A 3352-nucleotide genomic window follows, 5' to 3' on the forward strand; every position below is an offset into this window, starting at 1 on the left:
CCGGTTCATCCAGTAGGTCAGGCTCAGCCGTTCCCCGTCGTCGCCGGCGGTCCGCAGGTAGTTCCATGCGCTCCAGAGGCGCTTGCGGCGCGGCATGAACCGACGGTCGGTGTGCAGCACCGCCGTGTTGGGCGTGAAGCGGAAGGCCCCGAGTATGCCGCGCTCTTCCGCCGAGGCGTCACCCAACAGCCGAAGCGCGTCGTCGGCGTGACACGCGAGCACCACTTCATCGAACATGCGCCGATGCCCATCCTCGAAGACCAATTCGGCGCCGCGCTGGCCACGAAGGACCGTGGCAATGCTGGCGCCGGTGACGGAGCTGAACCGCCCCTCGCCGACCAGGCGATCGACATAGGCGCGGCTGCCGCCGACAACGGTTCTCCAGCGTGGCCGGTCATTGACCTGCAGCAGGCCGTGATTGGCGAAGAACTCGATGAAGTTCCGGGCCGGGAAGTCCAGCATGTGCCGTGCCGGCGTCGACCAGATGGCCGCCGACATCGGCAGGATATGGTCTTCGATGAAGACCCGGGAGTATCCGTGCGTGGCAAGGAACTCGCCGATGCTGACCTCGGCCGGAAGGGTCGGAAGGTGCCCCTTCGCCTCCCGGAAGAAACGCAGGATGTCGGAGACGAGCTGCCAGTGCGCGGGCCGGATCAGATTGCGGCGCTGCCCGAACAGCCCGTCGAGGTGCCTGCCGGAGTATTCCATGCGCCCGTCCTCGACGGAGACCGCAAAGCCCATGTCGGAGGGCGCAGTGTCGACGCCGAGATGGGCAAAAAGCGCGCACAGGTTCTCGTAGTTGCGTTCGTTGAAGACGATGAACCCGGTATCGACGGCAACGGCGCCATCGGCCGTGTCGGCGACAATCGTGTTCGAATGGCCGCCGAGCCGATCGGCCCTCTCAAAGAGCGTCACCTCGGCCGATCGCGACAGGAGCCATGCGGCCGACAGGCCCGAGATACCGGATCCGATGATGGCAATGGAACGAGACGTCATTCGGATCGGTACCCCTGATAATCGTCTGTGATCTACGGCTCCCGAGGCCGGGCGGATCAGCTAGACGTTTGCGGGGACCGCAGCATCGTTGGCCCGGAACTGCACCTCCTCGCGACCCTGGTAGTGATCCAGCGACAACGTGCCGGCCAGGTGGAGCGGGGTATCGCTGCCCGCGGCGAGGAGGGCCGCCCCCAGGGCCGTGCCAGCCGCGCGGAAGGCGATCCCCTTAAGCCGTGCGCCGTCCCCCGAGGCGAGCGTGAAGCGGACGTGACCGCCCGTTCCGACGATCTCGGGGAACCGGACGCGATGTGCAGGAAACGCGAACACCGGCTGAGGATTGCCACTGCCGTAGGGCCCGGCCCGCTCGATGTCACGGACGAAGGCGACCGTGGCGCCGCGAGCCGACAGCGCCGCGTCGACCTGCAGTGCCGTGGCCGCGCGGGCGGAGGCTATCGCGCCGCCGAGAGACTCCGTCAGGTGGGCCCGAAAGGCGGCGAACTGCCCGGATTTCAAGGTGACGCCGGCGGCCATCGCGTGGCCGCCACCCTTGGCCGCAATGCCGGCCTCCACGGCCGCAATCACGGCAGTGCCCAGATCCACCCCGGGCATCGACCTGCCGGACCCGGTGCCCGATCCATCCGGCCCGAGCGCAATGGCGAAGGCCGGCCGGTCAAAACGCTCCCGGATGCGGGCCGCCACCAGACCTACGACCCCCGGGTGCCAGTTGGCGGAGGCCAGCATCAGCACCGGAGGCCCGTCCCCGCCCCCAACCTCGGCCTCTGCGGCACGGACCGCCTCCTCGACGGCATCGATCTCGATACGCTGACGTTCGGTATTCAGTTCGTTCAGGCGAGCCGCGAGAATCATGGCCTGCTGTTCATCGTCGAGAGAGAGCAGGCGCGCCCCGAGCGCTGCATCGCCGATACGACCGCCGGCGTTGATGCGAGGCCCGATCAGGAAGCCCAGGTGGTAAGGGTTCAGGGGGCCGGATATGCGCGACGCCAGGGACAGTGCCGCGATGCCACGATTGCTGCCGGTGCGGGCAATCTCGAGGCCGCGCGCCACGAATGCTCGATTCAGCCCCTTGAGCGGGACCACGTCGCACACCGTTGCGAGGGCCACGAGGTCGGCCCACGACATCAGATCGGGCAACTGATCGACGGAACGCTGGCGCAGCAGCCGGTTGGTGGCCACGAGCACCATGAAGGTCACGCCGGCGGCGCAAAGGTATCCGAGACCAGAGATGTCGTCGGGGCGATTGGGATTGACCAGTGCCGTGGCCGGCGGCAACTCGGCATCCGACAGGTGGTGATCGATGACAAGGACATCGAGACCGCGACGCCGGGCATGGGCGATGGGCTCGTCGCTCGTCGTGCCGCAATCGAGGGTGACGAGCAGGGACGCTCCCCCATCGGCAAGCCGGTCGACGGCTCCGACATTCGGCCCATAGCCCTCGAAGATCCGATCGGGGATGTGAACCTGCGGGCTCAGTCCGAAGTGACGCAGGTAGCGGATCATCAGTGCAACCGAGGCCGCGCCGTCGACGTCGTAGTCCCCGAACAGGGCCACGGCCTCGGACGAGACGATCGCCCTCGCCAGCCGATCCGCAAGGGCATCCATATCGGCAAGGCTCGACGGATCCGGCATCAAGGCGCGGATGGTGGGTTGCAGGTAGGCGTCTGCCCCGTCGATCGAGACGCCACGCGCCGCAACAATGCGGGACAGGATCTCCGACAACTGGCTGCGCTGGCCGATGGCCGCGGCAGTGCGCGAGGCGGCGGCGTCGAGTCGATCGACCCATGCCCGGCCCAGGACGGACTTCGAGACATCGAGGAAGTAGGGATGCGGTGCGTCCATTGCATGCGAGGTAAGCAGAACGCCGGCCACCGTCGAGTGGCGTCGACGGTTTTTCCCCCTCCGTGGCAAAATCGGGCACGGATGCCCTTCGAGGCCTAACATCGCCGTGCGGTGGTCCCCATATCAGCGGCCGACATTCACGATGGGGACTTCGATGTTCACTTCCCGGGGCTTCCGGTCTACGGCCCTATTTGCCACTCTGGTCATGGCCTTCTCCATGGTCGCGGTCGACGCCGCGCAGGCGCGGCGCGGCGGCAGCTTCGGCAACCGGGGCGTGCGCACCGAGCGCGTGATCCCGGCGACCCCGGTGTCGCCGAAGGTCACCACACCCGTGCAGAAGCCGGTGACCGACACCACGGCGAAACCAGCGACGACTGCTGGCGTGGCGGCGCGCCCGTCTCTGTTCGGCGGCTTCGGCGGGGCAGTTCTCGGAGGGCTGCTGTTCAGCGGGCTGTTCGGGATGATGTTCGGATACGGATTCGGCGGAATGGGTGGCATG

Annotated in this window: 2 protein-coding genes and 1 pseudogene; 1 reads left to right on the forward strand and 2 read right to left on the reverse strand. The window is 67.5% G+C overall.

Annotated elements, in window-relative coordinates; genetic code table 11:
• On the reverse strand, positions 1 to 996 hold a 996-nt coding region (locus ACE3TU_RS20500), incomplete at its 3' end, for an NAD(P)/FAD-dependent oxidoreductase (RefSeq protein WP_374627623.1).
• Between the two features lie 60 nt (positions 997 to 1056).
• Positions 1057 to 2853 (reverse strand): single-stranded-DNA-specific exonuclease RecJ, encoded by a 1797-nt coding sequence (gene recJ / locus ACE3TU_RS20505; protein ID WP_374627625.1) that lies wholly within the window; start codon positions 2851 to 2853, stop codon positions 1057 to 1059.
• Between the two features lie 205 nt (positions 2854 to 3058).
• Between recJ and ACE3TU_RS20510 the strand changes: the two are divergent.
• Positions 3059 to 3352 (forward strand): annotated as a pseudogene (locus tag ACE3TU_RS20510) (hypothetical protein); the annotation flags it as partial.

The sequence above is a fragment of the Devosia sp. genome (assembly GCF_041917035.1).
In the GTDB taxonomy this organism is placed as follows: Bacteria; Pseudomonadota; Alphaproteobacteria; order Rhizobiales; family Devosiaceae; genus Devosia_A.